Below are 26,059 nucleotides of genomic sequence, written 5' to 3' on the forward strand. Positions count from 1 at the left end.
GCCCCACGTGTCGTACAAGGAGACGGAATGACAGAGCAGTCAGCGACGGAAGGACTTGCCGGACAACTGCGGGCGGCACGCCGCTGGGCGGGCATCACCCAGGACCAGCTCGCTGGTCTGTCCACCGTCAGCGTGCGTGCCATCCGAGACCTGGAACAGGGCCGGGTACGGCATCCGCGCCGCGAGACCCTTCGGCTGCTCGCCGACGCCATGCGCCTGAGCGACGCCCGGCGCGCCGCGCTGGAACTGGCGGTGGAGGGCGCGCCCGCCGGCCCGGTCGTGCGTGAGGCCTACGGTGCCGAACTCGCGTCTCCGCCCAAGCCGCTGCGCCGCATCGTCGGCCGGACCGAGGAACTGCGCGTCCTGAGCGGGCTGCTGTCCACCGAGCACGAGCGGCTGCTGACCGTAGTGGGTCTCGCGGGCGTGGGCAAGACCCGACTGGCGCAGGAGGCTGCCCTGTTGCTGCACACCCGCGACAGGACACCGGTCGTCTGGGTCGACATGGCCGCCGCGGACCCGGCCGGCACGGCGGACCGCAGCCCGCGCTCCGCGCTCACCGGCTGGGTGCGCTCGCTCGCGGGGGGCGGCGGAGGACTGGACGAACTGGCCTCCGTCATCCGCGGCCAGGCCACCCTCCTCGTCCTCGACGGTTACGACACCGTCCCGCAGGTCGGCCCCCGGCTGCTGGAACTCCTGTACAGCTGCCAGCGGTTGAAGGTCCTCATCACCGCCCGGGAACCGCACCGCAGCTGCGGCAACCGCATCATCCCGCTCGCCCCCCTGCCGGTTCCCGCCCCGCTCCCCGAGGGACCCGCGCCGCTGCCGGGCGAGTCCCTCACCGTGGGTGAGCCCGCCGTCGAGCTGATGCTGTCCTGCATCGGCCACATGCGGCCCGACCTGCTGCCCACGGACTCCGTCGTACGAACCGTGGCCCAGATATGCCGGGCCTTGGACGGCGTACCGAGAGCCATGGAGTCGGCCGCCTCATGGCTGCTGCTGCACTCCTTGGAGGAGCTGCTGCGGATCGCCCGTACCCGCCCCCTCGACATCGTGGACGACGCCACCGTCGCCGACCTGGCCGGCGACGGGCTCGGCACGCTGCTCACCGACGCCGTCGCCCGCCTCGACGATGCTCCCGCCAGGCTCCTCGGCGACCTCGGCGCGCTCTGCGACGGCTGGACCGCCGACCAGGCCGCCGCGGACCTGTCCGTGCCCAGCGCCCTCGTGGTCCGCGACGTGCACGCGCTGATGCTGCGCGGCCTGGTGCGCAGGCTGCCCGCCGGGCAGGACGGGGCGGCGCGCTTCGGTGTCCTCAACCTGGTCCGGCAGCTCGGCGCGGACCGGGCGGCGGCACGCGCCCCGCAGGCCGTGCCGACGGGCTGACCTCATCCGGTGTCGATCCGTCCGACCTCCAGTCCCGGCGTTCGACCGTCTGACCCCCGCCCCTCGTGCCCGTACCGAACCCGAACCCACGAAAGGCCCCTGCCGTGCGCAATTTCATCTCTCTCGCCGACCTCGCCCCCGAGCAGCTCTCCCGGATCGTCGCCCGCGCCGTCGAGTTCGGCAGCGGCGAGGCACACCCGCGCCCGCTGGCGGGCCGCCGGGTGGGCATGTACTTCCGCAAGTCCTCCACCCGCACCCGTGCGTCCTTCTGGAGCGGAGCCACCCGGCTCGGCGCGGACGTCATCACCTTCGGGCCCGACGAACTCCAGCTCTCGACGGGTGAGACGGTGGAGGACACCAGCCGGGTCCTCGGCCAGTACCTGGACGCGCTGGTGGTCCGTACCAACGGGGACGTGTCCGAGATGCGCCGCCTCGGCAGCAGTCTCGACCTCGCGGTCGTCAACGCCCTCAGCCTGGACGAACATCCCACCCAGGCCGTCGCCGACCTCGCCACGCTCACCGAGCACTTCGGCGCCCTCGACGGAGTGCACCTGCTCGTCGTGGGGGAGGGCAACAGCTCCGGCGCGGCCCTGGCCCTGGCCGGAGCCCTCACGCCCGGGCTGCGGATCACCCTGCTGTGCCCGACGGGGTACGAGGTCCCGCAGGAGACCCTCGACCTGGTCGAGAAGCTCAGCGGCGGCAGCCACCAGGTCACCCAGATGACCGACCCGGCCGCGGTCGAGGGTCCGGTGGACGCGATCTACACCAGCCGCTGGCAGACCATGGGCGTACCGAAGGCCGACCCCGACTGGCTCGCTTCCTTCCAGGGATTCGCCGTCGACCAGGCTTTCTTCGACCGCTACGCCGGCCCGGAGACCGTATTCCTGCACGACCTGCCCGCCGTGCGCGGCCAGGAGGTCGCAGATGAGGTCCTCGACGGCGAGCACAGCCTCGCCTGGCGGCAGGCGTACCACAAGATGAGCGCCGCGATGGCGGTGCTGGAGTGGTGCGTGGCCGGCGACGCCCAGCTCTGACGACCACGTCCGAGGGTCCGGCGCCACGGCCGGCTCTCCGCGGCACAAGGGGGGCGGCGGCGGTGCGGCTCGGCAGGCCGCACCGACGCCGCCCCTGCGCGCGTGGTCCTCGAACCGGTCAGCCGCCCATGGCGGCGATGACCGAACGAGGTCGCAAATCCGTCCAGTTGGCCTCGATGTAGTCGGTGCACTCCTGCTTGCTGCCCTCCTCACGCACCTCCTGCCAGCCCTCCGGGCGACGAACACGGGCGGGCCACAGGGAGTGCTGTCCCTCGTCATTGACCAGGACGACAAAACGACCGTCGGCGTCGTCGAACGGGTTGGTTGCCATGAGAATCCACCTCTGTCGGGTCCGTCTGCTGGGGCTGCGCTGCCGCACCGCCGTCCTGACCGTAGGCGCCGGTCCGTGCCTCCCCGGGCAGGCCGAGCGGCAGTTGGGCGGCACCACGGTCCGCACGGTTGCCGCTGCCGCCTACACCGGTACGCGCGAGACCTGGTGCGCCCGGGTCACGGCGACGCCGGCCGCCACAGCGGCCGCCCGCACGGAGCCGAGCGCGTTGCGCAGCAACTCCGTACGCACCTGCGGCTGGTCGGCCAGCTCGGGCCGGTCGGCATCCAGCACCTGCACCGCGGCCTCCAGCACGGCGAACGTCGCCTCGCCCATGGGCTCACGGCGGTCGGCACGGGACATCGCCTCGCGCAGCGCCTCGGTCAGTACGTCGGCGGGGGCGGTCTGGGACATGGGTTCCACTCCTTTGCATGTCGCTTTCACAGAGCTTTCCGTTTTGGCGCGGCAACGCGAAACGACTGTACGCACGGCTCCCTTTCGGAATGGAGGGCGGCAGCGGCAACTGCCGCCCGGCTGCCGCATCCGATGCCGGTGACAGAGCTTCGGCGTTCCTACGATCGATGCCGAAAGGAAGTTCCGAGCGATCACGATCAGGAAGCTTCGAGATGCTGCAGCCTGCGGAAATGGCGTCTCCAGCGCGGTCCGGGCCGCTGGACGTGGTGGTGACCGGACTGCCGTCCGATGCGCACACCTGGAATCTCGTATTCATTCAATTGCTGCTCGAAGACCTGGGACACCACGTCGTCAATCTGGGGCCGTGCATTCCTCAGGACGAAATCGTCGAGTCCTGCTGCAAGTCCCAGCCCGACCTGCTGGTCGTGAGCAGCGTGAACGGCCATGGATTCCATGACGCCGAGCACCTGATCCGGGCGATCCGGCGGCGCTGGGAACTGGCCGCACTGCCAGCCGCGATCGGCGGGAAGCTCGGCGTTCACGGTGCCGAGGGACGCACCGAGTCCGGGCATCGGCTCCTGTCGGCCGGCTTCGACGCGGTGTTCCAGGAGGACGAGAGCCTCGACGCCTTCGGGGAGTTCGTCTCCAGGCTCGCCACCCGGGAAGGGGCCGTACGGTGACTCCCTTCGGCCGGTTCGTGGCCGCCGCGGCGGCTCGCGGCACCCTCGTCGTCCAGCCCCGCATGGGCTTCTCCTCGCCCTCCCGGATGCGGGCCGGACTGCTCGCCACCAAGGGCGCGACCGACGCAGTCGCCGGCACCCTCACCATCGACAGCTACACACGCGTGGGTGACGAACCCGCCGCGGTACGCGCCCTCAACGCCGACGTTCCCCTCAACGGCTACCCGATCACCTCCTACAGCCGGAACACCTCCCGATGGGTCCTGGACGGCGTCCCCGACGACTCCTTCCCCGTCCAGGTCCGGCATGGTTCGGCCCGCCCCCAGCGGATCGTCGCCGCGCTGGCCCGGCTCGGCCTCACCGCCACCGAGGGCGGCCCGGTCTCCTACTGTCTCCCCTACGGACGCACCCCGCTCGTCGACTCCGTACGCAACTGGCAGGAGGCTTGCGAGCAGTTGGCGGCCCTCAGGGAACACGGTGCCGAGCCGCACCTGGAGAGTTTCGGTGGCTGCATGCTCGGCCAGCTCTGCCCGCCCGGACTGCTGGTCGCGATCAGCGCCCTGGAGGGCCTGTTCTTCCACCGGGCCGGGCTGCGGTCGATCTCCCTGAGCTACACCCAGCAGACCAGCCCGGAGCAGGACGAGCAGGCGGTACGCGCCCTGCGCAGGCTCGCCGCGGAACTGCTGCCCGGCACCGACCGGCACGTGGTCGTCTACACCTACATGGGCGTCTACCCGAGGACCCGGCGCGGCGCCCACGCCCTGCTGGAACGCTCCGCCGAACTCGCCGTCCGCGCGGGGGCCCACCGGCTGATCGTCAAGACCGCCGCCGAGGCGCACCGCATCCCGACCGTCGCCGAGAACGTGGCGGCCCTGCGCATCGCCGCCCGCGCCGCGGCGAACACCGCACACGAGCCGTACGACCCGCCTGACAACCCCGTCTACACCGAGGCCCGCGCCCTCGTCGACGCCGTGCTCGACCTCGACGACGACCTCGGGGCAGCCCTGCTCAAGGCCTTCGAGCGCGGCCACCTCGACGTCCCCTACTGCCTGCACCCCGACAACGCGGGCCGCACCCGCAGCCACATCGACGCGACCGGCCGGCTGACCTGGTCGGACATCGGCGCACTGCCTATCGGCAAGGTCACCGCGCACACCGGCACCCGGCTCACCGCCACCGGCCTCCACGACGCTCTGACCCACGTCCAGCGCCGGTACGACCACGCACCCGACGCCGTCGGCGCGTACGCCGACGACCTCCTGGAGGTATGACCATGACCGCGACCGTCCCCGAGGCCGTGGACGAGGCACTCGTGCCGTTCCCGTCCTCGCCCGACGCCCACCTCACCGACCCCCGCACCCGTGCCACCCTGCGAGTGCAGAGCCGGATGCTCACCGCCACCCGGGCCTTCCTGACCGGCCAGGGCTTCCAGGAGCTGCTGCCGCCCGTGATCGGCCCGGTCACCGACCCCGGCATCCGCGGCTCCAAGCAGGTCGACGTCGACTTCTACGGCCACAAGTACAAGCTGATGACCAGCGCGATCCTGTACAAGCAGGCCTCCCTCCTCGCCTTCGACAAGATCTTCTACATCGCCCCCAACGTCCGCCTGGAGCCCGTCGAGACGGCCGTCACCCACCGCCACCTGGCGGAGTTCCACCAGATCGACGTCGAGATACGCGACGCCCGCCGCGAGGACGCGATGGACCTCGCCGAGCGGCTCGTCACGCATGTCGTCACCGACGTCGTGGCCGCCGTGCCCGAGGACCTGGAGCTGCTGGGCCGTGACAGCGACGCGCTGCGCAGGGCCGTCGCCACCGCCTTCGACCGCGTGGGACACGGGGAGGCCACCGCCGGACTGATCGCCTCCGGGCACCCGCAGGACCCCGCCGCCGAGATCGACTGGCAGGCCGAGGAGATCATCTCCGCCGGCGCGGACAGGCCCTTCTTCGTCACCGACTACCCCAAGGGCTCACGCGGCTTCTACGACAAGGAGAACGCCGAACAGCCCGGTGTGCTGCGCAACTTCGACCTCATCGCACCCGAGGGCTACGGGGAGCTCGCCAGCGGCAGTGAGCGCGAGCACGACTACGCCACCCTCGTCACCCGGATGCGCGAGACCGGCGAGAACCCCGCCAAGTACGGCTGGTACCTCGACCTGGCGTGCCGCGGAATCCCCGGAAGCTCCGGCTTCGGTATCGGCCTGGAGCGCTTCACCCGCTACGTCACCGGGCGCCAGGCCGCCTGGCAGGCCAGCGCCTACCCCAAGCTCCCCGGGGTGGTGTCGGCATGAGTGCCGCACTCGTCGCCGACGGCTTCCCCGAGGCGCAGGTCCGCGCCCGTGCACGGCACGGCGCCGCCGCCGTGTTCCCCGACGGGACCGTCTACGGCGCCGGCCTCATCGGCGCCCGTCCTCAAGTGCCCGACGCGGGGGACGAGCTGGAGCGGATGAGGATCGTTCCGCCCGTCTTCATGCCCGAGAGGCTGAAGAAGCTCATCGACCTCGCCCGCGAACCCCTCTACGGTGACGTCGAACTCGACACCGTCGTAGGCGGGTTCACCAGCCGCCTGCCGGTGTACGTGTCCGCGTTCGGCTCCACCCAGGTCGCCAGCCACGAGCTCGGCGAGGCCGCCGGACGCCAGGCCGCCCGGCTCGGCATCCCCCTGGTCATAGGTGAGAACGTCGTCCCCGTCAACGGCTACCGCAGCGCCGACGACGCCGGAGTGAGCCCGCTCCTCGGCCGCATCCGCGCCTACGCGGACGCAGCCGACGACGAGTACGGCGGCGTCGCCGTCCAGCAGTCCACCGAGGACGCCGATGCCGAGGTCTGGAACCTCGTCTACAGCGACCCGGTCAGCGAACCCCTCCTCGCCACCGGCCGGCTCGCCTTCGAGCTGAAGGTCGGTCAGGGGGCCAAGCCGGGGCTCGGGGGCCTCACCATCCTCGGCCGTGACACCGCGGGCCGGGTCGCCGGACAGTACGCCACCGACGAGGTGTTCGGCCCCGGCAGCGACCGGGTGCTGCGTGTGGCGAGCCCCGGCACCTTCACCGAGGAGATCCTGCGCCAGCAGATCCGCCTCATGCGCAACAACTTCCCTCGCGCGAAGACGTGGGTGAAGCTGCACCCCGGCCGGGACGTCGGCCTCGCCGCGGCCACCGCGTGGGCGGCCGGAGCCGACGCCGTCACCGTCGACGGAGCCGAGGGCGGCACCGCCTGGGCGCCGACCGGCTTCCTCGGCCACGTGGGCCTGCCGCTGGCGGACTGCCTGCGCCGGGCCGGCCGCAAGGACCGCTGTCTGCTCGCCAGCGGCCGCATGTGGGAGGGCACCCGCGCAGTCAAGGCCATCGCTCTCGGCGCCCGTGCCGTCGGCCTCGGCCGCGCGGCCCTCCTGGCCGTCGACGAGGACCGTGAGGTCGGCCTGCGCCGTCTGGTGGAGGCCCTTGCCCTCGAACTGCGGATGCTGACCAGCGCCGTCGGCAAGTACCAGGTCGGCGCCCTCGACCCCGAGGACCTGCTCCTCCCGGACGGCTGGCAGTCACCCCCCGCCGCCTGACCCCTCTCGCACCACAGCCCGTCGCACCGCGCACGCGCTTCCTCAGTCGTGGCCGCACCGGTTTCCCGGCACGCCGCGAGACCCGTCCAGGCCCGAACTCTCGAGAAGGGTGTCGAGAAGATGTCTCCCCAGCACTCCGCCCAGGTCCCCGCAGCCGTCGTCGACATCGACGCGTACAACAACACCGCGGTACGACTGCCCGAGGGCACCCTGCACGAGCTGTTCGCCGCTCAGGCCGCGCGCACGCCCGATGCGGTGGCGGTGGTGTGCGAGAACCGCCGCCTCACTTACCACGAACTGGATTCGGCCGCCACGGCCCTCGCCCACCGCCTCCTCGCCCACGGCGTCCGCCCCGGTGACGGCGTCGGCCTCTTCCAGGACCGCTCCCTCGCCTACGCCGTCGCGGTCCTCGCCGTCCTCAAGACCGGCGGCGCGTACGTGCCCCTGGACCCGCGCCAGCCCGAGGAACGCAGGGCGTTCATCCTCGCCGACACCGGCGCGGTCCTTCTCCTCACCGACCGTGGCGCCGACGAGACCTCGTTCGCGGGGAACGTCCCCGTCCTCCGCCTGCCGACCGGACTCACCGCGCCCGCGGAGGAACCACCCCCTCTCGAGGTCGGGGTCCATCCCGATCAGCTGGCGTACGTGATGTACACCTCCGGGTCGAGCGGTATGCCCAAGGGGGTCGCCAACACGCACCGCAACGTCGTGGAGCTGGCCCTGGACCCGTGGTGGGGCGAGGGCGGCCGGCACCGCCGTGTGCTGGCCTACTCCCCGCTGGCCTTCGACTCGTCGACGTACGAGCTGTGGGTTCCGCTTCTGGGCGGCGGCACCGCCGTGATCCTCCCGGTGACCCAGGTGGATGTGGCCGAGCTCGGCGACGCCCTCTCCCGCCACGACATCACCGCGGCCTATTTCACCACTGCCCTGTTCGACGCGATGGCGTCGGAGGCGGTGGGGTCGCTGAAGGGTCTGAAGGAGATCTGGACGGGTGGTGACGTGCTGTCGGCGCCGGCGCTCCAGCGGGTGCTGGAGAGGTGTCCGGACACCACCGTCGTGCATGCCTACGGGCCGACCGAGTCGACGGTGTTCTGCAGCTACCAGGTGTTCGGTCCCGGTTCCCGGACGGTCGAGCGCCTGCACCTGGGCGTTCCGATGGCCAACACCGCCATGTACGTCCTGGACGAGGGGCTGCGACCGGTCGTTCCCGGAGTGGTGGGGGAGCTGTACGTGGCGGGCGGTCATCTCGCCTGGGGGTATGTGGGCCGTGCGGTGCAGTCCGCCGAGCGGTTCGTCGCCGACCCCTTCGGCCCGTCGGGCTCCCGGATGTACCGCACGGGTGATCTGGCCCGCTGGAACGAGCACGGCGAGATCGTTTTCGAGGGCCGCGCCGACCAGCAGGTGAAGCTGCGGGGCTTCCGGATCGAGCCGGGCGAGATCGAGACGGTCCTGGTCGCTCATGAGTCCGTCTCGCAGGCGGCCGTGATCGTCCGCGAGGACCGCCCCGGCGACAAACGGCTCGTCGCCTACGTGGTCGGAGCGGACGTCGACGCCGAGACCCTGCGGGGCCACTGCACCGGACATCTCGCCGAGTACATGGTGCCGTCGGCGTACGTTGTCCTCCCCGCGCTGCCCCTGACCGCGAACGGGAAGCTGGACCGCCGGGCGCTGCCGGCGCCCCGGGCCGGCAGCGGCGAGGGCCGGGCACCGCGGACGCCCGTCGAGGAGGTGCTGTGCGGGCTGTTCGCCGACGCGCTCGGGCTGCCGGCCGTCTCCGTCGACGACGACTTCTTCCGCCTCGGCGGACACTCCCTGCTCGCGACCGGACTCGTCGTCCGGGTCCGCAGCGCCCTGGCGACCGAACTGTCGCTGCGGGACTTCTTCCAGCACCCGACCGTGGCCCGGCTCGCCGAACACGTCGCGAGCCGCGCCGGGCGGACCACCCGCCCCCGGCTCACGGTCGTTGCCCGCGCCGACGATCCGCTGCCGCTGTCGGCGGCCCAGCGGCGGCTGTGGTTCCTCGACCAGATGGAGGGACCCTCCGCCACCTACAACATCCCGCTCGTCGTACACCTCACCGGCGCCGTCGACCCCGGGGTGCTGCGGTCGGCGCTCGGCGACGTCGTCGCCCGCCATGAGGTGCTGCGCACCAGCTACCCCGTGTACGAGGGCGAGCCCCGGCAGCACATCGCGGAGCCCGACGAGGCGGTCGTCCCGCTGACGGTCACCGACATCACCGAGGACGCGCTGCCCGGCCTGATCGCCGCCGAGTCGGCCCACCTCTTCGACCTGGCCTCCGAACTCCCGCTGCACGCCGTCCTTCTGCGGACCGGACCCGACCGGTCCGTGCTCGTCCTGGTCGTGCACCACATCGCCTCCGACGGCTGGTCCACCACTCCGCTGATGCGAGACCTCGGCACTGCCTACGCGGCCCGCGCCGAGGGCCGCGGACCCGACTGGGAGCGGCTGCCGGTCCAGTACGCCGACTATGCGCTGTGGCAGCAGGGACTGCTCGCCGAGCAGGAGGAGACGCAGCTCGCCCACTGGCGTCGCACGCTGGCCGGCCTGCCCGCCGAGGCGACCCTGCCGGCCGACCGCGGCCGCCCGGCCGCCGCCTCCTACCGGGGCGCGACCCACAGGGTGCGGCTCCCCGCCGAGACCCACCAGGCGCTGACCGTGCTGGCCAGGGAATCCGGGGCCACCCTCTTCATGGTCGCCCAGGCCGCCACGGTCGCCCTGCTGTCCCGCTCCGGAGCCGGGACCGACATCCCCATCGGCTCCCTGGTCGCCGGCCGCACCGACGAGGCGCTGGAGGACCTGGTCGGCTTCTTCGTCAACACCCTCGTCCTGCGCACCGACGTCAGCGGCACCCCGACCTTCCGCGAGCTCCTCGACCGGGTACGGGAGACCGACCTGGCGGCCTGGGCCCACCAGGACCTGCCCTTCGACCGGCTGGTGGAGGCCCTCAACCCCGAGCGGTCCGCCGCCCGGCACCCCCTCTTCCAGGTCATGCTGACCCTCGCCGACGCCGTCGACCCCGCGCCCGCGCTGCCCGGCGTGCGCGCCGTGACCGGCCGGCCGAGCCTGGGCACCGCCAAGTTCGACCTCACGGTCAACTTCTCCGAGCACCGTGACCGCACGGGCCGCCCCAGCGGCCTCGACATCGTCCTGGAGTACGCCACCGACCTGTACGACCCCGCCACGATCGAGAAGGCCGCCGACCGGCTGACCCGCGTCCTGGAAGCCGTCGTCGCCGACCCGGACACCAGGGTCGCCGACATCGAACTGCTCACCCCGGCCGTGCGACGCGCGCTGCTGGACGACTACAACGACACCGCGGCGGAGTCGCCCGAAGGCGCACTGCACGAGCTGTTCAGCGCCCAGGCCGCGCGCACCCCGGACTCCGTGGCCCTGGTGTGCGGGGAGCGCGAGCTGACCTACCGCGAACTCGACCGGGCCTCCGATGCCTTCGCCCATGCGCTGGCCGGCCGCGGGGTGGCCCCCGGCGCCGCGGTCGGACTCTTCCTCGACCGGTCGCCGGAGTACATGGTCGCCGTCCTCGGTGTCCTCAAGGCGGGTGCCGCCTATATCCCGCTGGACGCCCGTCAGCCCGCCGAGCGCCTGGCGTTCATCCTCGCCGACACGGGCGCCCGCCTCCTGGTCACCGACCGGGCGGAGGCACCGGGGGAAGGGCTGACACTGCTGGCGCCGCCGGACGTCACGGCTCAGGCGCAGGCCCCTCTCGAGGTCGGGGTCCATCCCGATCAGCTGGCGTACGTGATGTACACCTCCGGGTCGAGCGGTATGCCCAAGGGGGTCGCCAACACGCACCGCAACGTCGTGGAGCTGGCCCTGGACCCGTGGTGGGGCGAGGGCGGCCGGCACCGCCGTGTGCTGGCCTACTCCCCGCTGGCCTTCGACTCGTCGACGTACGAGCTGTGGGTTCCGCTTCTGGGCGGCGGCACCGCCGTGATCCTCCCGGTGACCCAGGTGGATGTGGCCGAGCTCGGCGACGCCCTCTCCCGCCACGACATCACCGCGGCCTATTTCACCACTGCCCTGTTCGACGCGATGGCGTCGGAGGCGGTGGGGTCGCTGAAGGGTCTGAAGGAGATCTGGACGGGTGGTGACGTGCTGTCGGCGCCGGCGCTCCAGCGGGTGCTGGAGAGGTGTCCGGACACCACCGTCGTGCATGCCTACGGGCCGACCGAGTCGACGGTGTTCTGCAGCTACCAGGTGTTCGGTCCCGGTTCCCGGACGGTCGAGCGCCTGCACCTGGGCGTTCCGATGGCCAACACCGCCATGTACGTCCTGGACGAGGGGCTGCGACCGGTCGTTCCCGGAGTGGTGGGGGAGCTGTACGTGGCGGGCGGTCATCTCGCCTGGGGGTATGTGGGCCGTGCGGTGCAGTCCGCCGAGCGGTTCGTCGCCGACCCCTTCGGCCCGTCGGGCTCCCGGATGTACCGCACGGGTGATCTGGCCCGCTGGAACGAGCACGGCGAGATCGTTTTCGAGGGCCGCGCCGACCAGCAGGTGAAGCTGCGGGGCTTCCGGATCGAGCCGGGCGAGATCGAGACGGTCCTGGTCGCTCATGAGTCCGTCTCGCAGGCGGCCGTGATCGTCCGCGAGGACCGCCCCGGCGACAAACGGCTCGTCGCCTACGTCGTGGCCTCGGGGGAGCGGCGGGTCGACACCGACGCCCTGCACCGGCACGCCACCGCCGCCCTGGCCGAGTACATGGTTCCGGCCGCCTTCGTCGAGCTGGACCTCCTGCCGCTGACGGCCAACGGCAAGCTGGACCGCCGTGCCCTGCCCGCGCCGCGCCTGGGCAGCGGACACGGCGGACGACAGGGGCGTACGCCCGTCGAGGAGGTGCTGTGCGGGCTGTTCGCCAACGCGCTCGGGCTGCCGGCCGTCTCCATCGACGACGACTTCTTCCGCCTCGGCGGACACTCCCTGCTGGCCACCCGGCTGGTCAGCCGGATCCGGCGCACCCTGGGCACCCAGGTGTCGGTGCGGGACATGTTCGGCAACCCGACCGTGGCCCGGCTCGCACGCTTCCTCGCCGAAGCCGGGGCGGCAGCGGGAGGGGAGGGCGAGCGCCGGCCCGCGCTGGTCGCGGGGGAGCGGCCGCAGCGGGTGCCGTTGTCGGCGGCCCAGCGACGGCTGTGGTTCCTCGACCAGATGGAGGGACCCTCCGCCACCTACCACATCCCCCTCGCCGTACGCCTCACCGGCGCCCTCGACGTCGACGCGCTGCATCTCGCGCTCGGGGACGTCGTCGCCCGCCACGAGGCCCTGCGGACGCTCTACCCGGCCGAGGAGGGCACGCCCTACCAGTACATCCTGCCCGCCGAGGAGGCCCGCCCCGCGATGGCGCTCATCCCGGCGGACCGGGAGGCCCTGCCGTCGGTGCTGCGCGACCTGTCGGCCACGACGTTCGACCTGGCCCGTGAACTTCCCTTCCGAGCCGACCTGCTGACGGTGGCGGACGATGAACACGTGCTGCTCCTCGTCACCCACCACATCGCCTCCGACGGCTGGTCCAGCACGCCCCTCATGCGGGATCTGGCCGCCGCCTACACCGCCCGCGTGCAGGGCCAGGCGCCCGGCTGGGAGCGGCTGCCGGTCCAGTACGCCGACTACGCTTTGTGGCAGCAGGCCCTTCTCGACGCCGACGAGGAACGCCAACTGAACCACTGGGGCCGGGTGCTGGAGGCCCTGCCCGAGGAAGTCACCCTGCCCGCCGACCGGCCGAGGCCCGCGACCGCCTCGTGCCGCGGAGCCTCCCTGACCGTTCGCTGCCCCGCCGGACTGCATGCCTCGCTCACCGGGCTCGCCCGGGAGAGCGGCACGACCCTGTTCATGGTGGCGCAGGCGGCGACCGCGGCCCTGCTGTCCCGCTCCGGAGCCGGCAGCGACATCCCCATCGGCTCCCCGGTCGCCGGCCGCACCGACGAGGCGCTGGAGGACCTGGTCGGCTTCTTCGTCAACACCCTCGTCCTGCGCACCGACGTCAGCGGCAACCCGACCTTCCGCGAGCTCCTCGACCGGGTACGGGAGACCGACCTGGCGGCCTGGGCCCACCAGGACCTGCCCTTCGACCGGTTGGTGGAGGTCCTCAACCCCGAGCGGTCCGCCGCCCGGCACCCCCTCTTCCAGGTCATGCTGTCGGTCACCGACGCGGCCAACCCGGTACCCGAACTGCCGGGCCTCAAGGGCGAGACGGAGTTCACCGCGCTCGACATCGCCAAGTTCGACCTGACGTTCACCTTCCACGAGCACCGCGCGCCCGACGGCGGTCCGGCCGGGCTCGGCATCACCGTCGAGTACGCCACCGACCTGTACGACCCGGCGACCGTTTCGGCCGTGACGGACCGCCTGGTGCGGATGCTGGAGGCCGCGGCCGAGACCCCCGACATACCGATCGGAGCCCTGGATGTCCTGGCCGACGACGAACGCGAGGCACTGCTCGACACCTGGCACGGCACCCCACAGGTCCGCCCCGCCGTCTCGCTGCCGGAGCTGCTCGCCGAGCAGGCCGCCCGCACCCCGGACGCCGTCGCCGTCACCTACGGCGAACACACCCTGACCTACGCCGCGTTGGACCAGCAGGCCAACCGCCTGGCCCATCGCCTGATCGCCGAGGGGGTACGGCCCGGCTCCAGGGTGGTCCTCCTCCAGGAACGCTCGGTCGAGGCGGTCGTGGCGATCCTCGCGGCGGTCAAGGCCGGCGCGGTGTACGTGCCGCTGGACACCCGCTACCCGAAGGACCGTATCGACCTGATCGTGCGGATGTCCGGCGCGAGTGTGTTCCTCACCGACCGGGAATTCGAATTCCCCGAGGGCGCCCGCGTGCTGAAGGTGACCGATGCCTCGGACACGGTCCCCGACACGGCCCCCGAGGTGATCGTCCACCCCGACCAGCTCGCCTACGTGATGTTCACCTCCGGCTCGACGGGCGTCCCGAAGGGCGTCGCCGTCACCCACCGCAACGTGGCCGAACTGGCCGCCGACAACCGCTTCACCGGGGCCGCGCACCGCCGGGTCCTGCTGCACTCGCCGCTCGCCTTCGACGCCACGACGTACGAACTCTGGGTCCCGCTGCTGTCCGGCGGCACCCTGGTGGTCGCACCGCCCGGTCTGCTCGACACGGCCGCACTGGCGGCCGTGCTCGCCGAGGAGTCCGTCACCGGCCTGTGGCTGACCGCGGGTCTGTTCCGGCTGGTCGCCGAGGAGGACCCGGCGGCGTTCGCCGGACTGCGTGAGGTGTGGACCGGCGGTGACGTCGTCCCGCCCGAGGCGGTGCGCCGGGTCATGGACGCCTGCCCGGACCTGACCGTCGTCAACGGTTACGGCCCCACCGAGACGACCACCTTCGCCACCTCGCACCCCGTCCGCCGGCCCTTCGACCACACGGGGGCCCTGCCCATCGGCCGCGCCCTGGACAACACCCGCCTCTACGTCCTCGACGACAGCCTGGAGCTGGTCCCGTCCGGTGTTCCCGGCGAGCTGTACATCGCCGGCACCGGCCTCGCCCAGGGCTACCTGGACCGGCCCGCTCTGACCGCCGAGCGGTTCGTGGCCGATCCGTACGGTCTGCCGGGGTCGCGGATGTACCGCACGGGTGACCTGGTCAGGTGGTCCCGTGAGGGTGAGGTCGAGTATCTGGGCCGGGCCGACCAGCAGGTGAAGCTGCGGGGTTTCCGGATCGAGCCGGGCGAGATCGAGTCGGCTCTCGTCGCCCACGGATCCGTGGCCCAGGCCACCGTGCTGGTACGAGAGGACCGGCCCGGTGACAAGCGGCTCGTCGCCTACGTCGTCGGCGCGGGTGCGGGTGTCGATGCGGCGGCGCTTCGGTGTCACGCGGCCGAGGTCCTGCCCGACTACATGGTCCCCTCCGCCTTCGTGGTGCTGGACGCCCTGCCCCTGACCGCGAACGGCAAGCTCGACCGACGCGCCCTGCCCGCACCCGACCCCGGCGCCGACAGCCACGGCCGCGCCCCGCGCAACCCGCGCGAGGAAGTCCTGTGCGGACTGTTCGCCGACATCCTCGGACTGCCGTCGGTCTCCATCGACGACGACTTCTTCCGCCTGGGCGGGCACTCCCTGCTCGCCACCCGGCTGGTCAGTCGGATCCGCACCGTCCTCGGGGCCGAACTTCCGGTCCCCGTCCTCTTCGAGAACCCGAACGTGGCCAGGCTGGCCGAGCGGCTCGACCGCGCTGGGAGCGCGCGTCCGAAGCTGCGGCCGATGCGCCGGATGGGAGCCTCCCAGTGATCCCCCTGTCATACGCTCAGCAGCGCCTGTGGTTCCTCGCCCAGCTGGAGGGCCCCTCGGCGACCTACAACATCCCGCTCGCGCTCCGCCTGACCGGCGACCTCGACACCGAGGCGATGACGCAGGCCCTGGGCGACGTCGTCGCCCGCCACGAGAGCCTGCGCACCGTCTACCTCGAGCGCGAGGGCACCCCCTACCAGGACATCCGGCCCGTAGAGGACGCCCGCCGCGCCCTGCCGGTCGTCGAGGCCGGCGAGGACACTCTCGCCGACGTCCTCGCCACCGAGTCCGCCCACGTGTTCGACCTCGCCACCGACCTGCCCGTGCACGCCCGCCTGGTCCGGCTCGCCGCCGACGAGCACGTCCTGCTGGTCGTCATGCACCACATCGCCTCCGACGGCTGGTCCATCGCCCCCCTGCTGCGCGATCTCGCCCACGCCTACCGGGCCCGAACGGCGGGGCGGGCACCCGACCAGGAGCCGCTGGAGATCCAGTACGCCGACTACACCCTCTGGCAGCAGGAGGTGCTCGGCGAGCCCGACTCCGAGGACAGCCTCATGAGCCGGCAACTGGCCTACTGGCAGAAGCGGCTGGCCGACCTGCCGGAGGAAGCCACGCTGCCCGCGGACCGGCCGCGCCCGGCCGTCGCCTCCTACCGCGGAGACACTGTCACCGCCCAACTCCCGCCCGAGGCACACGCGTCGCTGGCCGACCTGGCCCGGCAGAGCGGCGCCACCCTCTTCATGGCCGCGCAGGCTGCCCTCGCGGCCGTCCTCGCCGCCTCCGGCGCGGGCCCGGACATCCCCATCGGCTCCCCGGTCGCCGGCCGCACCGACGAGGCGCTCGACGACCTGGTGGGCTTCTTCGTCAATACCATCGTGCTGCGCACCGACGTCACCGGCGACCCGAGCTTCCGTGATCTGCTGGAGCGGGTACGCGCCACCGACCTGGCGGCCTGGGCGCAGCAGGACCTGCCCTTCGACCGGCTGGTCGAGGCGCTCAACCCCGAGCGCAGCGGAGCCCGGCACCCCCTCTTCCAGGTGATGCTCACCCTGGTCCAGGCGGGTTCCACCGACGCGGGCGTCGACTTCTCCGGCCTGAGCACCCGCATCGAGTACTCCAGCACCAGCACGGCCAAGTTCGACCTCACCGTCGGCTTCGACGAGCACCTTGACGCGGCCGGTCGTCCGGCGGGGCTCGACATCACCGTCGAGTACGCCACCGACCTCTACGACGCCGACACCGTCCAGGCCCTCCTCGACCGACTGCTGCGGTTGATCGGTGAGGCCCTTGCCCACCCTGACACCCCTCTGTCCGGTCTCGACCTCCTTGACCCGGCCGAGCGGACCCTGCTGCTGGAGACCCGGACGGGCCATGCCACGCCCGTCCCCGAGGCTTCCCTGGCCACCCTGTTCAGGGAGCAGGCCGCCCGTACTCCGGACGCGATCGCGCTCAGTCATGCCGGGCGTACGTGGACGTATGCCGAGGTCGACGCGGTGACCAGTACCTTCGCCCATAAGCTCGTCGCCGAGGGCGTCGGCCCGGAGACGGTCGTCGCTGTCCTGATGGAACGCTCCGCCGATCTGGTCCTGTCCCTCCTGGCCATCGTCAAGGCGGGCGGAGTTTACGCGCCGCTCAACGCGGCCGATCCCGCTTCCCGCCTCGCCCACGTCCTCACCGACACCGACGCTCCGTTGCTGCTGGTGGATCGGCAGCTCGCGGACCATGAGATCCTCGCCGAGTCGTCGGTGCGGACCCTGCTGGTCGAGGACCTCACCGAGGAACTCGACGCCTGCCCGGCGACCCTGCCGGAGGTGCCGGTCCATCCCGACCAGTGGCTGTACGTGATGTTCACCTCCGGCTCGACGGGCGTCCCGAAGGGCGTCGCCGTCACCCACCGCAACGTGGCCGAACTCGCCCTGGACCGGAGCTTCGCGCGGCCTGCGCACCGCCGTGTGCTCTTCCACTCCCCGCACACCTTCGACGCCTCGACCTTCGAGATGTGGGTGCCCTGGCTGACCGGCGGTACCGTCACCGTCGCTCCCGCCGGCATCCTGGACACGGCCGCACTGGCGGCCGTGCTCGCCGAGGAGTCCGTCACCGGCCTGTGGCTGACCGCGGGTCTGTTCCGGCTGGTCGCCGAGGAGGACCCGGCGGCGTTCGCCGGACTGCGTGAGGTGTGGACCGGCGGTGACGTCGTCCCGCCCGAGGCGGTCCGCCGGGTCATGGACGCCTGCCCGGACCTGACCGTCGTCAACGGTTACGGCCCCACCGAGACGACCACCTTCGCCACCTCGCACCCCGTCCGCCGGCCCTTCGACCACGCGGGGGCCCTGCCCATCGGCCGCGCCCTGGACAACACCCGCCTCTACGTCCTCGACACGGGTCTCAACCTGGTCCCGTCCGGTGTTCCCGGCGAGCTGTACATCGCCGGCGCCGGCCTCGCCCGCGGCTATCTGCGCCGCCCCGGCCAGACCGCCGAGCGGTTCGTGGCCGATCCGTACGGTCTGCCGGGGTCGCGGATGTACCGCACGGGTGACCTGGTCAGGTGGTCCCGTGAGGGTGAGGTCGAGTATCTGGGCCGGGCCGACCAGCAGGTGAAGCTGCGGGGTTTCCGGATCGAGCCGGGCGAGATCGAGTCGGCTCTCGTCGCCCACGGATCCGTGGCCCAGGCCACCGTGCTGGTACGAGAGGACCGGCCCGGTGACAAGCGGCTCGTCGCCTACGTCGTCGGCGCGGGTGCGGGCGTCGATGCGGCGGCGCTTCGGTGCCACGCGGCCGAGGTCCTGCCCGACTACATGGTCCCCTCCGCCTTCGTGGTGCTGGACGCCCTGCCCCTGACCGCGAACGGCAAACTCGACCGGCGCGCCCTGCCCGCACCCGACCCCGGCGCCGACAGCCACGGCCGCGCCCCGCGCAACCCTGCCGAAGAGGTGCTCTGCGGGCTCTTCGCGGACATCCTCGGTCGGCCCTCCGTCACCATCGACGACCACTTCCTGCGCCTGGGCGGGCACTCCCTGCTCGCCACCCGGCTGGTCAGCCGGATCCGCACCGCGTTCGGCGTCCGGGTCACCGTGCGCGACATGTTCCAGCACCCCACTGTGGCCCAGCTTGCCGAGCTGATCGCGGCGAGCAGCGGGGACCAGCGTCGCCCGGCCCTGGTGGCGGGGGAGCGCCCGGAACGGCTGCCGCTGTCCTCGGCGCAGCAACGCCTGTGGTTCCTCGACCAGTTGGAGGGGCCGTCGCCGACCTACAACATTCCCCTGGCGGTCCGCCTCAGGGGCGTCCCCGACACGGACGCGTTGGGTCGCGCCCTGACGGACGTGGTCGCACGCCACGAGTCCCTGCGCACGGTGTTCCGTGTCGCGGACGGTGAGGCATACCAACTGGTGCTGCCGCCCCAGGAGATCGAGGTGCCGTTGCCGGTGGTGCCGGCCACCGAGGCCACCCTCGACGACCTGCTCGCCGAGGAGAGCGCCAAGGTCTTCGACCTTGCAGCCGGACTCCCCATACGCACCGTCCTGTTGCGGCTGTCACCCGAGGACCATGTCCTTGTCGTGGTCACGCACCACATCGCCTCCGACGGCTGGTCCAACGGGCCCTTCTTCACCGACCTGGCCCATGCGTACGCGGCCCGCACGGAGGGATCGGCTCCCGGCTGGGCGCCGCTTCCGGTGCAGTACGGCGACTACACCCTGTGGCAGCAGACCCTGCTCGCGGACGAGGGCAGTCTTCAACTCGAGTTCTGGTGTGCGGGGTTGGCCGGTATGCCGGAGGAGGCGACGTTGCCGGCGGACCGGCCGCGGCCCGCCGTCGCCTCCTATCGCGGGGCCATCCACAAGGTGACCGTCCCCGCTGCCGCGCATGCTGCCCTGACCGGGCTGGCGCGTGAGACCGGAACGACCTTGTTCATGGTCGCTCAAGCTGCCGTCGCCGTCGTCCTCGCACGGTGTGGCGCCGGGACGGATGTCCCGATCGGTTCGCCGGTCGCGGGACGGACGGACGGGGCTCTCGACGATCTCGTGGGCTTCTTCGTCAATACGTTGGTTCTGCGTACGGACGTGGGTGGTGATCCCACCTTCCGTGAGTTGCTGGCCCGGGTGCGGGAAACGGATCTTGCCGCATGGGCTCACCAGGACCTTCCGTTCGACCGGCTCGTCGAGGTGCTCAACCCCGAGCGTTCGGCGTCCCGGCATCCGCTGTTCCAGGTGATGCTCACCGTCGGCGACACGACGGTGAGCGAACCTGGACTCAGCGGCCTGGAGGGGGAGTTCGTCACCCCCTCACTGAGCATTGCGAAGTTCGACCTGACTTTCGCGTTCGGTGAGCGTCGGGCCGTCGACGGCGGCCCGGGTGGTCTCGACATCAGCGTCGAGTACGCCACCGATCTTTACGAGCCGGCCACGGTCGAGGCCGTCGCCGCGCGTCTCGTGCGGCTCCTCACCGAGGCGGTGTCGGTCCCCGACCTGCCCGTTTCGGGTCTGGCTCTCCTCACCGAGGCCGAGCATGAGTGCCTCGCCCGTTGGGCCGGTCCTGTGGTGCCGGCTCCGGGGCTGGGTCTGGATGGTCTGTTCGTGGGTCAGGCGGCTCGTGCTCCGGGGGCGGTGGCTGTTGTCTTCGAGGATCAGGAGGTGACGTACGGGGAGCTGGATGTCTGGTCCAACCGGCTTGCCCGGTATCTGACGCGTAAGGGGGTGAGGCCTGGTGACCTGGTGGGCGTTCATGTGGAGCGTTCGCCGCACATGGTGGCGTCGTTGCTGGCCGTGCTGAAGGCGGGTGCGGGGTACACGATGCTGGATCCGCAGTTCCCGGTGGAGCGGTTGAACGGGGTGCTGGAGCAGGTCGCGCCGAGGGTGGTGGTCACGCAGTCGCATCTGGCGGAGCTGGATGTTCCGTCGGCTGTCGTTGTGGATCTTTCGCGTGAGGTTGCCGGGATCAGCGCGGAGTCGGGTTCGGCCGTGGAGACCGGCGGGTCCCCGGAGGCCGTCGCCTGTGTGATGTTCACCTCCGGTTCGACGGGCAGGCCGAAGGGGGTCGTCGCCTCGCATCGGGCGCTGGCCGCGACGTTCGTGGGTCCTGACTATCTGGCCTTCGGGCCCCAGCAGACTTTCCTGCAGTGCTCGCCGGTGTCCTGGGACGCCTTCGCCCTGGAGGTCTTCGGGCCTCTTCTGCACGGTGGAGTGTGTGTGCTGCAGCCGGGTCAGCACACCGACCCGCATCAGATCGCCGAGCTGGTCGAGCGGCACGAGGTGACGTCCCTGCAGATGTCGGCGAGCCTGTTCAACCACATGCTCGACGAGCATCCCGCCGTCTTCGGGCACATCCGTGAGGCCATGACCGCCGGTGAGGCGGCTTCGCCCGTGCACGTGGCCCGGGCGCTGCAGGCCCGTCCCGGGCTGCGTCTGCTGAACGGTTACGGTCCGGCGGAGAGCATGGGGTTCACGACCACGTTCACGGTCGAGCCGGGCGCGTGTCCGGAGACGGCGTCGAGCATTCCGGTCGGTGGCCCGCTGCGCGGGAAGCACGCCTACGTCCTGGACGAGAACCTGGAACTGGTGCCTGCGGGCGTGCCGGGTGAGCTGTATGTCGCCGGTCACGGGCTCGCCCACGGTTACATCGGTCAGCCGGGTCTGACCGCGGACCGGTTCCTCGCGAACCCGCACGGCCCGGCCGGCTCCCGCATGTATCGCACCGGCGACCTCGCCCGCTGGAACAGGCAGGGTGCCCTGGAGTACCTCGGCCGGGGTGACGAGCAGGTCAAACTGCGGGGCTTCCGTATCGAACCCGGTGAGATCGAAGCCGTCCTGACCTCCCGCCCCGACGTCCAGCAGGCGGCGGCCGTCGTCCGCGAGGACCGCCCCGGAGACAAACGACTCGTAGCCTACGTGGTGGCCTGCGACGTCGAGGCCGACGCCCTGCGCCGGCACGTGGCCGCCCGCCTCCCCGAACACATGGTCCCCTCGGCCGTCGTGCTCCTCGACGAACTGCCCCGCACGGTCAACGGCAAACTCGACCGCCGCGCCCTGCCCGCACCCGACCTCAACGCCGACAGCCACGGCCGCGCCCCGCGCAACCCGGCCGAAGAAATCCTCTGCGGCCTCTTCGCCGACACCCTCGGCGTCACCGGCGTCACCGTCGACGACCACTTCTTCCACCGCGGCGGCCACTCCCTCCTCGCCACCCGGCTGATCAGCCGCATACGTGAGGCCTTCGGCGTACGACTCGGCGTGCGGGAGATTTTCCAGCACCCCACCGTCGTGCGACTGGCGGAACTGATCGCGACGAGCGACGGCGACGAGCAGCGGCCGGCGGTCACGGCGGGGGAGCGCCCGGAACGGCTGCCGCTGTCCTCGGCGCAGCAACGCCTGTGGTTCCTCGATCAGATGGAGGGGCCGTCGCCGACCTACAACATTCCGCTGGCCCTGCGCCTGTCCGGACCGCTCGACGCGGAGGCACTGCGCCTCGCGCTCGTCGACGTGATCGGCCGGCACGAGTCCCTGCGGACCTCGTTCCCTTCCGAGAACGGGCTGCCCCACCAGGCTGTCCGTCCTCTCGCGGAGACCGACCTCGCGCTCCCGGTGATCCCGGTGACGGAGGAGTCGCTGCACCAGGCGCTGGCCCGGGCGGCCGGCACCACCTTCGACCTCTCCAGCGATCTGCCCATCCGCGCGGATCTGCTGGAGCTGTCCCCCGAGGAGCATGTGCTCCTGCTGGTGATGCACCACATCGCCTCCGACGGCTGGTCCAACGGCCCGCTCCTGCGGGACCTCTCCACCGCGTACGCGGCCCGCACGGAGGGATCGGCTCCCGGCTGGGCGCCGCTTCCGGTGCAGTACGGTGACTACACCCTGTGGCAGCGGAGTCTCCTCGCCACCGATGAGGAGCGCCAACTCGAGTTCTGGTGTGCGGGGTTGGCCGGTATGCCGGAGGAGGCGACGTTGCCGGCGGACCGGCCGCGGCCCGCCGTCGCCTCCTATCGCGGGGCCATCCACAAGGTGACCGTCCCCGCTGCCGCGCATGCTGCCCTGACCGGGCTGGCGCGTGAGACCGGAACGACCTTGTTCATGGTCGCTCAAGCTGCCGTCGCCGTCGTCCTCGCACGGTGTGGCGCCGGGACGGATGTCCCGATCGGTTCGCCGGTCGCGGGACGGACGGACGGGGCTCTCGACGATCTCGTGGGCTTCTTCGTCAATACGTTGGTTCTGCGTACGGACGTGGGTGGTGATCCCACCTTCCGTGAGTTGCTGGCCCGGGTGCGGGAAACGGATCTTGCCGCATGGGCTCACCAGGACCTTCCGTTCGACCGGCTCGTCGAGGTGCTCAACCCCGAGCGTTCGGCGTCCCGGCATCCGCTGTTCCAGGTGATGCTCACCGTCGGCGACACCGCCGCCGACGCACCGGAGCTGGGAGGGCTCGCAGCGGCCTTCCTCGAACCGGGGCTGGGGATCGCGAAGTTCGACCTGACTTTCGCGTTCGGTGAGCGTCGGGCCGTCGACGGCGGCCCGGGTGGTCTCGACATCAGCGTCGAGTACGCCACCGATCTTTACGAGCCGGCCACGGTCGAGGCCGTCGCCGCGCGTCTCGTGCGGCTCCTCACCGAGGCGGTGTCGGTCCCCGACCTGCCCGTTTCGGGTCTGGCTCTCCTCACCGAGGCCGAGCATGAGTGCCTCGCCCGTTGGGCCGGTCCTGTGGTGCCGGCTCCGGGGCTGGGTCTGGATGGTCTGTTCGTGGGTCAGGCGGCTCGTGCTCCGGGGGCGGTGGCTGTTGTCTTCGAGGATCAGGAGGTGACGTACGGGGAGCTGGATGTCTGGTCCAACCGGCTTGCCCGGTATCTGACGCGTAAGGGGGTGAGGCCTGGTGACCTGGTGGGCGTTCATGTGGAGCGTTCGCCGCACATGGTGGCGTCGTTGCTGGCCGTGCTGAAGGCGGGTGCGGGGTACACGATGCTGGATCCGCAGTTCCCGGTGGAGCGGTTGAACGGGGTGCTGGAGCAGGTCGCGCCGAGGGTGGTGGTCACGCAGTCGCATCTGGCGGAGCTGGATGTTCCGTCGGCTGTCGTTGTGGATCTTTCGCGTGAGGTTGCCGGGATCAGCGCGGAGTCGGGTTCGGCCGTGGAGACCGGCGGGTCCCCGGAGGCCGTCGCCTGTGTGATGTTCACCTCCGGTTCGACGGGCAGGCCGAAGGGGGTCGTCGCCTCGCATCGGGCGCTGGCCGCGACGTTCGTGGGTCCTGACTATCTGGCCTTCGGGCCCCAGCAGACTTTCCTGCAGTGCTCGCCGGTGTCCTGGGACGCCTTCGCCCTGGAGGTCTTCGGGCCTCTTCTGCACGGTGGAGTGTGTGTGCTGCAGCCGGGTCAGCACACCGACCCGCATCAGATCGCCGAGCTGGTCGAGCGGCACGAGGTGACGTCCCTGCAGATGTCGGCGAGCCTGTTCAACCACATGCTCGACGAGCATCCCGCCGTCTTCGGGCACATCCGTGAGGCCATGACCGCCGGTGAGGCGGCTTCGCCCGTGCACGTGGCCCGGGCGCTGCAGGCCCGTCCCGGGCTGCGTCTGCTGAACGGTTACGGTCCGGCGGAGAGCATGGGGTTCACGACCACGTTCACGGTCGAGCCGGGCGCGTGTCCGGAGACGGCGTCGAGCATTCCGGTCGGTGGCCCGCTGCGCGGAAAGCACGCCTACGTCCTGGACGAGAACCTGGAACTGGTGCCTGCGGGCGTGCCGGGTGAGCTGTATGTCGCCGGTCACGGGCTCGCCCACGGTTACATCGGTCAGCCGGGCCTGACCGCGGACCGGTTCCTCGCGAACCCGCACGGCCCGGCCGGCTCCCGCATGTATCGCACCGGCGACCTCGCCCGCTGGAACAGGCAGGGTGCCCTGGAGTACCTCGGCCGGGGTGACGAGCAGGTCAAACTGCGGGGCTTCCGTATCGAACCCGGTGAGATCGAAGCCGTCCTGACCTCCCGCCGCGACGTCCAGCAGGCGGCGGCCGTCGTCCGCGAGGACCGCCCCGGAGACAAACGACTCGTAGCCTACGTGGTGGCCTGCGACGTCGAGGCCGACGCCCTGCGCCGGCACGTGGCCGCCCGCCTCCCCGAACACATGGTCCCCTCGGCCGTCGTGCTCCTCGACGAACTGCCCCGCACGGTCAACGGCAAACTCGACCGCCGCGCCCTGCCCGCACCCGACCTCAACGCCGACAGCCACGGCCGCGCCCCGCGCAACCCGGCCGAAGAAATCCTCTGCGGCCTCTTCGCCGACACCCTCGGCGTCACCGGCGTCACCGTCGACGACCACTTCTTCCACCGCGGCGGCCACTCCCTCCTCGCCACCCGGCTGATCAGCCGCATACGCACGGTCTGGGACACCCGCATCACCATCCGTGACCTGTTCCAGTGCCCGACCCCGGCCCTGCTCGCCGAGCACATCGCCGCGGGCGGCGGGGACGACCCGCTGGACACGGTCCTGCCCATCAGGGCCGCGAAGGGCCGCGACGGCCGGGAAGCGCCTCTCTTCTGCGTGCACGCCGTCTCCGGAGTGAGCTGGGGCTACGCCGGCCTCCTCCCGTACCTCGATGCGGACCGCCCGCTCATCGCCCTCCAGGCCCGCAGGCTCACCGGCACCCGGAACGTGCCGGCATCCGTCGAGGAGATGGCGGACGCCTACCTCGCCGAGATCCGCGAGGTCCAGCCGCACGGGCCGTACCACCTGCTCGGCTGGTCCTTCGGCGGGCTCGTCGCGCACGCGATCGCCGCCCGGCTCGAGGCGGCCGGGGAAGAGGTGGCCCTACTGGCCCTTCTCGACTCCTATCCGCTGCCCGACGGCTTCACCGCGCCCGAGATCGACGGCAGGCACGTCCTGACCGCCCTCCTGGGCAGCCGTGGCGAGACCGTGCCCCTGCGGTGCGCGGCCGGCACCCCCGACACCGCCGAACTCGCCGAGGCGCTACGGCAGCGCGACCCGGTTCTCGCCGGGCTGGAGCACGCCCAGGCCGCGGCCGTCGTGGAAGCGACCGTCGACAACCTGCGGATGCGCTACCGGTACGTCCCCGCCGGACGGTTCGGCGGCGACGCGCTGTTCTTCGACGCCACGGGCACACCGGCCGAACAGTCCGGGGCGGCGTCCTGGGCGCCGTATGTCGGGGGTCACGTCGAGGAGGTCGCAGTCGACTGCGAACACGCGCGGATGACCGAGGCGGAGCCGCTGAAGGCGATCGGACAGGTGCTCGCGCGCCGCCTGAGGCCGGCCCGCATCTGACGTGCCCCGCGGTGAGGAGCCGGGCGACGAGACCCGGCTCCTCACCGACGAACTGCCCGCATACTGCCGCTCCACCAGCCGGACCGGCACCCTCGCGGTCCTTAGCGTGAAGACGTCCGCACGATCGGC

Annotated in this window: 10 protein-coding genes; 8 read left to right on the forward strand and 2 right to left on the reverse strand. The window is 71.7% G+C overall.

Annotated features, from left to right (window positions below):
- Positions 1-27 precede the first annotated feature (27 nt).
- Together ACWH4W_RS17630 and ACWH4W_RS17635 are read left to right on the forward strand one after the other, a co-directional pair.
- On the forward strand, positions 28-1,383 hold the full coding sequence (locus ACWH4W_RS17630) for a helix-turn-helix domain-containing protein (protein ID WP_473076674.1): 1,356 nt from the start codon (positions 28-30) through the stop codon (positions 1,381-1,383).
- A 104-nt stretch (positions 1,384-1,487) separates the two neighbouring features.
- Positions 1,488-2,417 (forward strand): ornithine carbamoyltransferase, encoded by a 930-nt coding sequence (locus ACWH4W_RS17635; protein ID WP_473076675.1) that lies wholly within the window; start codon positions 1,488-1,490, stop codon positions 2,415-2,417.
- A 118-nt stretch (positions 2,418-2,535) separates the two neighbouring features.
- Here ACWH4W_RS17635 and ACWH4W_RS17640 read toward each other — a convergent pair whose 3' ends face one another.
- Positions 2,536-2,748 (reverse strand): MbtH family protein, encoded by a 213-nt coding sequence (locus tag ACWH4W_RS17640; protein WP_473076676.1) that lies wholly within the window; start codon positions 2,746-2,748, stop codon positions 2,536-2,538.
- 141 nt (positions 2,749-2,889) lie between these two features.
- A complete protein-coding gene (locus ACWH4W_RS17645; protein ID WP_473076677.1) occupies positions 2,890-3,159 on the reverse strand; it encodes a hypothetical protein in 270 nt (89 codons plus the stop codon).
- A gap of 212 nt (positions 3,160-3,371) precedes the next feature.
- On the opposite strand from ACWH4W_RS17645, the gene ACWH4W_RS17650 reads away from it, so the two are divergent.
- From ACWH4W_RS17650 to ACWH4W_RS17675, 6 genes are all read left to right on the forward strand, one after another.
- Entirely contained in the window at positions 3,372-3,839 is a 468-nt protein-coding gene (locus ACWH4W_RS17650; RefSeq protein ID WP_473076678.1) for a cobalamin B12-binding domain-containing protein, read from the forward strand.
- Entirely contained in the window at positions 3,836-5,110 is a 1,275-nt protein-coding gene (locus ACWH4W_RS17655; RefSeq protein ID WP_473076679.1) for a methylaspartate mutase, read from the forward strand. The genes ACWH4W_RS17650 and ACWH4W_RS17655 overlap by 4 nt, the downstream gene beginning before the upstream one ends.
- Positions 5,111-5,112: 2 nt before the next feature.
- Positions 5,113-6,129 carry an asparagine synthetase A gene (locus ACWH4W_RS17660; RefSeq protein WP_473076680.1) on the forward strand — a complete coding sequence of 339 codons (1,017 nt, stop codon included), beginning with the start codon at positions 5,113-5,115 and terminating at the stop codon, positions 6,127-6,129.
- Positions 6,126-7,391 carry a glutamate synthase-related protein gene (locus ACWH4W_RS17665; protein WP_473076681.1) on the forward strand — a complete coding sequence of 422 codons (1,266 nt, stop codon included), beginning with the start codon at positions 6,126-6,128 and terminating at the stop codon, positions 7,389-7,391. Before ACWH4W_RS17660 ends, ACWH4W_RS17665 begins: the two co-directional genes overlap by 4 nt.
- Positions 7,392-7,511: 120 nt before the next feature.
- Positions 7,512-15,671 carry a non-ribosomal peptide synthetase gene (locus ACWH4W_RS17670; protein WP_473076682.1) on the forward strand — a complete coding sequence of 2,720 codons (8,160 nt, stop codon included), beginning with the start codon at positions 7,512-7,514 and terminating at the stop codon, positions 15,669-15,671.
- A complete protein-coding gene (locus tag ACWH4W_RS17675; RefSeq protein ID WP_473076683.1) occupies positions 15,668-25,930 on the forward strand; it encodes a non-ribosomal peptide synthetase in 10,263 nt (3,420 codons plus the stop codon). The genes ACWH4W_RS17670 and ACWH4W_RS17675 overlap by 4 nt, the downstream gene beginning before the upstream one ends.
- Positions 25,931-26,059 lie beyond the last annotated feature (129 nt).

The sequence above is a fragment of the Streptomyces sp. DSM 120436 genome (assembly GCF_055778765.1).

Bases quoted from the DNA above. Each gene is read 5' to 3' on its own strand.
- ACWH4W_RS17630 (WP_473076674.1), top strand. From the start codon at position 28: ATGACAGAGCAGTCAGCGACGGAAGGACTTGCCGGACAACTGCGGGCG.
- ACWH4W_RS17640 (WP_473076676.1), bottom strand. From the start codon at position 2,748: ATGGCAACCAACCCGTTCGACGACGCCGACGGTCGTTTTGTCGTCCTG.
- ACWH4W_RS17645 (WP_473076677.1), bottom strand. From the start codon at position 3,159: ATGTCCCAGACCGCCCCCGCCGACGTACTGACCGAGGCGCTGCGCGAG.
- ACWH4W_RS17650 (WP_473076678.1), top strand. From the start codon at position 3,372: ATGCTGCAGCCTGCGGAAATGGCGTCTCCAGCGCGGTCCGGGCCGCTG.
- ACWH4W_RS17660 (WP_473076680.1), top strand. From the start codon at position 5,113: ATGACCGCGACCGTCCCCGAGGCCGTGGACGAGGCACTCGTGCCGTTC.
- ACWH4W_RS17665 (WP_473076681.1), top strand. From the start codon at position 6,126: ATGAGTGCCGCACTCGTCGCCGACGGCTTCCCCGAGGCGCAGGTCCGC.
- ACWH4W_RS17670 (WP_473076682.1), top strand. From the start codon at position 7,512: ATGTCTCCCCAGCACTCCGCCCAGGTCCCCGCAGCCGTCGTCGACATC.